The organism is Nostoc sp. (assembly GCF_041747015.1).
Lineage (GTDB): Bacteria > Cyanobacteriota > Cyanobacteriia > Cyanobacteriales > Nostocaceae > Nostoc.
The window spans coordinates 1-5,984 of sequence record NZ_JBGTFY010000238.1; the positions used below are offsets into that span (position 1 = coordinate 1).

At 37.0% G+C, this 5,984-nt stretch carries 7 protein-coding genes; all 7 read right to left on the reverse strand.

Annotated features, from left to right (window positions below; all coding sequences use genetic code 11):
• Nucleotides 1-123: 123 nt before the first annotated feature.
• The 7 genes from ACEW80_RS19280 to ACEW80_RS19310 all read right to left on the reverse strand — a co-directional run bounded on the left by ACEW80_RS19280 (nucleotide 124) and on the right by ACEW80_RS19310 (nucleotide 5,849).
• On the reverse strand, nucleotides 124-429 hold the full coding sequence (locus ACEW80_RS19280; protein ID WP_373528135.1) for a DUF5615 family PIN-like protein: 306 nt from the start codon (nucleotides 427-429) through the stop codon (nucleotides 124-126).
• 7 nt (nucleotides 430-436) lie between these two features.
• Complete coding sequence (locus tag ACEW80_RS19285; protein ID WP_373528136.1) at nucleotides 437-682, reverse strand: DUF433 domain-containing protein; 246 nt, start codon at nucleotides 680-682, stop codon at nucleotides 437-439.
• A 165-nt stretch (nucleotides 683-847) separates the two neighbouring features.
• Nucleotides 848-2,485 (reverse strand): tetratricopeptide repeat protein, encoded by a 1,638-nt coding sequence (locus ACEW80_RS19290; RefSeq protein ID WP_373528137.1) that lies wholly within the window; start codon nucleotides 2,483-2,485, stop codon nucleotides 848-850.
• Between the two features lie 236 nt (nucleotides 2,486-2,721).
• Nucleotides 2,722-3,000, reverse strand: a complete 279-nt coding sequence (locus ACEW80_RS19295) for a hypothetical protein (protein ID WP_373528138.1) — start codon at nucleotides 2,998-3,000, stop codon at nucleotides 2,722-2,724.
• 62 nt (nucleotides 3,001-3,062) lie between these two features.
• Complete coding sequence (locus ACEW80_RS19300) at nucleotides 3,063-4,040, reverse strand: cytosolic protein (RefSeq protein WP_373528139.1); 978 nt, start codon at nucleotides 4,038-4,040, stop codon at nucleotides 3,063-3,065.
• Nucleotides 4,041-4,153: 113 nt separating this feature from the next.
• Nucleotides 4,154-5,605, reverse strand: coding sequence for a tetratricopeptide repeat protein (locus ACEW80_RS19305; protein WP_373528140.1), 1,452 nt, complete (start codon nucleotides 5,603-5,605; stop codon nucleotides 4,154-4,156).
• Complete coding sequence (locus ACEW80_RS19310) at nucleotides 5,559-5,849, reverse strand: DUF4058 family protein (RefSeq protein ID WP_373528141.1); 291 nt, start codon at nucleotides 5,847-5,849, stop codon at nucleotides 5,559-5,561. Before ACEW80_RS19310 ends, ACEW80_RS19305 begins: the two co-directional genes overlap by 47 nt.
• Nucleotides 5,850-5,984 lie beyond the last annotated feature (135 nt).

Sequence of the window (5,984 nt, forward strand, 5' to 3'; positions counted from 1 at the left end):
TAGCATCCAGAGGTTCAAAAACCTTGCACTTTCGTCGGCGAGCGCCGGGCAAATTGGGAAACTAAGCGACGAAACTACTATTTTGTAAGCTGTGTGGCTTCTAGATTCGCTCTGGAGACTTATTCAGCAAGCCCTAACTAAATCTTCGCTATGTAATTTTAAAACATCTATTAATAACACCTTCCTAGCTTCACGAGGTAAATTTTCTAAACGTAAAACTCCACAATGACGCTTTCTCTGCTGCCAAATCATCTGTTCAAAGTCATTATCTGTCGTCATAATAATTCTTTGTTCCATAACTGCCCATTCTAAAATATCCTCGTCTCTCATTTCAGAGTCAGTATCACTTACATAAACCACTTCATGACCCATTTCTTGCAACCAATTACCCAAGGCGCGACTAGCATTGACATCGATTAAAAATTTCATATATGGTCTAAGATGCAGTCACTCTGTCTAAAACCTCTTCTTGAGAAACAAGATAATAAGCATAAAATAAAGCTGCTTGTATATCTTCTAGTTCTAATTCCGGGTAATCTTCAAGAATTTCTTGATTAGTAGAACCCTTGGCTAGTAATTCTAAAATCATTGCTACTGGTATTCTTAATCCCCGAATAATTGGTTTACCAGCCAAAACATTTTTGTCAAACTTAATCCGTTCTAGTAGTTTTTCATCGTTCATCTTTACTACCTACCTCTAATAATTTGCAAGTGACAATAGCCAAAGATTGAAACTAAGCATCTGGTTGAATTCCCAAGGCTCTAAGTTGTGCAGCCACTTAATCAAGGTTATTGCTATGAGTTTAGCGTAGCTGTAAATTGCTATTTATCCGAATTGAGCAATTTTTTAGAAGTTTAAAATATCTAATGATTCTTCTATTTCTAAATCTAATATTCTGTCTTTTGTATCTTTGAGCGCTTCAAGTTTACCTTCTTGACGATAAATATTTGCCGCTTTTTGAAAATCTTCGATTGCTCGCTGTTTATCTCCCATTTCTAAATAGATATTACCACGGTTGTAATAAGCATCTGCATAATTTGAATTAATCTTTATTGTCTGAGTATAATCTGCGATCGCACCTTCAAAATCACCTAAATCTGAACGAGCATTACCACGGTTGTAATAAGCATCTGCATAATTTGAATTAATCTGGATTGCTTGAGTATAATCTTCAACTGCTCCCTCAAAATCCCCTAAATCCGAACGAGCATTCCCACGATTTTTATAAGCTACAGCATCTTGAGGATTAATCTTAATTGCTTGGGTAAATATCGGTTGAGTTCCTAATAAATAACGAGCAATTCCACGATTTTTGTCAGCATCGGCATAATGAGGATTAATTTTAATAGCCTGGGTATAATCTTCAATTGCTCCTTGATTATCTCCTATATGAGAACGAGCTTCAGCCCGGTTTTTATAAGCTACGGCAACATTAGGATTAATTCTGATCGCCTCTGTATAATCATTAATTGCTTCCTCTAATCGCCCTATTTGATATAGAGCTAAACCTCGTTGATTGTAAGATTTAGCATCATGAAGATTTATTTTGATTGCTTGAGAGTAATCTGCGATCGCCGCTTCATAATCTCCTATTTGATAGTGAGCTAAACCTCGTTTATAATATAAATCAACATCGCCATGATTAACTTGTAAAGCTTGATTATAGTTAGTAATTGCATTCGTATATTCTCCTTTATCCAAATACTCATCACCCAATTTTATGTAGAGTATATTTAAATCTTCATCCCGATATTGCAAATAGTTCTCTAATTGAGGTTGAAAGGAAGATTTTATCAACCGATTGTTAGTTGACTTAGGTGGCATTTCCTGTTTCGGGAGATATTTATAAATTGATGATTGTTGCTTAGAATCATTATTTACAGAAGATTGTAACTGTTCTAGATAGCACCATAAACCACCACCATATAGTAATTGCTCTATCCCAAAGGAAATTTTACCAGTCTTCAACTTAATCATCCGGGTTGGCAGAAAGCCAGCCAAAAAAAGGTGATACTCAGATTGTGCTTCACTCACATCCTCTTGAATCAAAATGCAAACTACAACTGCATTTTTTTCCACTTCTTCAGAACTAACTGACCATCTAACTCTATCAATACTACCGTGACGAGATTTAACTTCAATACCAACCGATGGGTCAGAAGTCAAGGTAAAATCTATATTGCCATCGCCGCCGAATCGCTTTTCATAATCGACTTCGGTAATAAAATCAGCTAAACGTTCTTTGACAACTTCCTCACCCAATTTCCCTTTAAGATAGCTAATAAAAACGTCGCGGACTGGTAAAACACGCTTATATTTCTCAGCCATCAGCCAGCAAAATTCTCGTAGTGCCTTTAATCTCTCTCCAGAGATGATAGTTAATTCGCTATATTGACCTTCTGTTTCACAATGAAGCAGACAACCAGATGTTAACCTTTTAATAAAATCAGACTGTAGCGATCGCAGTAGTGTAATCCAGTCCATTTATGTTTCTGCGAATCTTTTAATGAGATTATTCTATAAAAATATCCATTCGGCGTAAACCTTTTAATTAGCTTGGCCAATATTCCCAAAAGTTGTTTACGATTTTGCAATAATTATTTATTTAACTTAACATATCACAATTATCAGAGAATGAGATTGAATTAAACAGAGTGTATTAAGATATAGCACCCTGTCTCAAACATCGCTGCTTTTTACAGTCGAGTATAAATAGTGATTTATTGATAGATTTGCCGAAATTCTTCTAGAGAATTCACAGTTTTGATACTGGTGAGAATAGCCCTTAATATCTCTATGTTCTGGATCTGGATAATCTCTGGGAATATTGTTAGCCCCTGACTACCAAATTTTAATTCCAAAGCGATTTCAATGCCTTGAAGTAACCCTCCTCTCATACCCCTTCTTTCTACGCTGGTAATATACGGCATTTTCTTTTCCTCCTCATATTGAGTAACTTCTTGCCAAAAACTGTTCTCTAATTTTTCAGGTAATTTCATCCCCCGTACACTCATATTTTTTAAGACGGGCAATCATTTTGCAGTCGAATATGGGTAGTAAATTATTGATAAATTTGCCGGAATTCTTCTAGAGAATTCACAGTTTTAATACTGGTGAGAATAGCCCTTAATATCTCTACATTCTGTATTTGGGCAACCTCTTGTAATATAGTTAGTCCTTCGCTGCCAAATTTTAGTTCCAAAACCATTTCAATACCTTCAAGGAGTCCTTCTCTCTTCCCCAGTTCAATACCTTGTTCAATACCCAGTTCAATACCTTGTGCAATACCTTGTGCAATACCCCTTCTTTCTACGCTGGTAATATACGGCATTTTGTTTTTATCCTCGTATTGAGTTACTTCTTGCCAAAAACTATTCTCTAATTCTTCAGGTAATTTCATCACCCAGTCGATAAATCGAAATAGGTTGATGATATCTTCGCGCTGATAGCCTTTTTCGTAGAGTCGTTTTGTTAAATCAAGCTTCCAGCGTTTGCGGCTTTGGTTATCTTGACGTGTTTCCTTTGCTTTTAAATGAGCCATAACTACTGTAGCAAATGGGTTAGAACTTGCTTCTAATTCTCCCCACTGTTCGCTATATTCAAGTAGTTTGACAATGGGAAACTTGAATTTGACTTCGCAACCCCATAGTTCATCGCTAAATTGATTTGGTTTCCATGTGGGGCGATCGTCACCTAAGATGGCTAGACTAGCTATAGACCGATTGTAACGGTCAAACAGTCGGTAGTGGTAGACGTACATTCGCTGGGCAAAGTTGGTTTCTTCATAACTTTGAACTTCCAGATGGACTAATACCCACCTTTCTTCGCCATTACGTTGCCAGACTTGAACAAGTTTATCAACGAATCTTTGCCCTAATTCTGCATCTCGAACGACTTGCTGTAACTCTTTGTCCAAAAAAGTATAGCCTCCCTTCCAGTCTATTCCCTCCGCAGCTACAGGAAAGAAAAATTCAATGCACTCTTGAAAGTAGGTTTCTATAGCTTCTTTCCACGGACTGTCATATTCATCGTTGGACATTGGTTAGGATTTACATCAGTTTTTTAGGTGCGGACATGTCTGATTATGCCAGAGTTTTGAGGATCTGGGAGAGTGCGATCGCACTCTTCGGTCATAGTATCTTCAGTTTACTGCTAAGGCATCTGCCACACTTTAACTGTTTTGTCATAACTACCACTAACAATATTTTTACCATCTGGACTAAAAGCTACTGATTCTACATAAGATTCATGTCCAAAAAGAGTGATAATTGATAGTCCAGTTTGCACATTCCATAGTTTAATGGTTTTGTCATCACTGCCACTCACAATGGTTAGACCATCAGGACTAAAAGCTAAGGAGGTTACTGCATTAGAGTGAGCTTTGAAAGTACGTATCTGCCGATTATTTTGCCAATCCCAAAGGATGATGTTGTTGTCTTGACTACCACTAGCCAAAGTCTGACCATTTGGGCTAAAAGCAATAGCACGAACACAGTCTTTATGTCCTTCTAGGGTATTAATTTCTTCGCCAGTTTGCACATCCCATAGTTTTATAGTTTTGTCGCAGCTTCCACTGGCGATAATATTATTATTTGGACTAAAACTCAAAGACTGAACGTAATCTGAATGACCAAAGAAGCTGTGAATTTGCTCTCCAGTTTCTATATTCCAAAATTTAATGGTTTTGTCATCACTTCCACTAGCTATGGTCTGTCCGTCTGGACTAAAAGCAAGGGAATGAATCCAATCAGAATGCCCTAATATAGTAAGGATTTCTTCTCCTGTGCTAACATTCCAAAGTTTAATAATTTTTTGAGTAGTGGAACAAGCAAGAGTTTCACCATCAGGGCTAAAAGTCACAGCAAGAACTGAGCCGGAATTTACAAAAAGTGTTTTAATTTCTTGTCCTGTCTTTACGTTCCACAATTTAATAGTTGAATCTTCACTTCCACTCGCTAAAGTTGTTCCATCAGGACTGATAGCTACTGAGCGAACCGCAGCAAACATTCCTGAATGCCCTGTGAGGTTATATGTTAATAATCTTTTACTATAATCTGCACTGATGTAATCTTGATTTGCTGCTTCGGATTCTCCAATTTTTTCGTGAGCGATCGCACGTTTATAATATGCTTCATAATACTTAGAATCCAGATTAATAGCATTATTGAAATCCTTAATTGCTTTTTCTGGTTCCCCTAAATTTAAATTAATCAGTCCGCGTTTATAGTAGGCATCTGGATAATATGTCTTAGCATCGTCTGCCTTATTATCAATAGCCTGAGTAAAGTCTTCAATGGCTTTTTGATATTCGCCTAATTCAGCCCAAACAGAACCACGTTTCAAAAAACCAGCAGGATAATCGTCAGCAGTTAACTTTAAGGCTTCTGTTAAATCATTAATCGCTTGTTGATAATTTTTTTGTTCAATATAGATAATAGCTCTGCCTAAATAAGCATCATAAAAGTCAGGATTTAGTTTTATTGCTAGATTAAAATCATCAAGTGCAGCCTGATAATTACCAAGTTTGATGTAAACAGTACCTCGTCCTAGTAATGGTTCAACATATATATCTTTGTCTTCCGCAAATTTGGGAATAACATTCATTGCTATAGTATAATCTGTAATAGCTCTTTGCTGCTCTCCTAACTCTGAATACGCACGACCTCGGCTTACATGAGCTTCTGCAAATTTGCCATATTACCAAATCATAACTGGCACGATCATAAATTCCAGTTAATAAACTCTGCAAATCTACCAAAGGTTCACTATCACCAGTTCGCAAAGGCAAGGGAAATGCAGGAATTACATCTTGCAAATTAAAGGCATATAAATCAGCTTGGGGAACTATACTTTTGCAGAAATTGACCCAGAAATTAAATTCCTGAGCTAAGTATCAAAAAGTTGCAACTGGTGGTCTAGGCGGCTAAACGAAGAATTTGATCTAGCTCACGTGAGCGTGGCGTCAAGTCCCCTTCAGGAGCGG

What these genes read in the sequence shown, in the direction of transcription:
- ACEW80_RS19300 (WP_373528139.1), bottom strand. Translation starts at nt 4,040, where the DNA reads ATGTCCAACGATGAATATGACAGTCCGTGGAAAGAAGCTATAGAAACC.
- ACEW80_RS19295 (WP_373528138.1), bottom strand. Translation starts at nt 3,000, where the DNA reads ATGAAATTACCTGAAAAATTAGAGAACAGTTTTTGGCAAGAAGTTACT.
- ACEW80_RS19280 (WP_373528135.1), bottom strand. Translation starts at nt 429, where the DNA reads ATGAAATTTTTAATCGATGTCAATGCTAGTCGCGCCTTGGGTAATTGG.
- ACEW80_RS19305 (WP_373528140.1), bottom strand. Translation starts at nt 5,605, where the DNA reads ATGAATGTTATTCCCAAATTTGCGGAAGACAAAGATATATATGTTGAA.
- ACEW80_RS19285 (WP_373528136.1), bottom strand. Translation starts at nt 682, where the DNA reads ATGAACGATGAAAAACTACTAGAACGGATTAAGTTTGACAAAAATGTT.
- ACEW80_RS19290 (WP_373528137.1), bottom strand. Translation starts at nt 2,485, where the DNA reads ATGGACTGGATTACACTACTGCGATCGCTACAGTCTGATTTTATTAAA.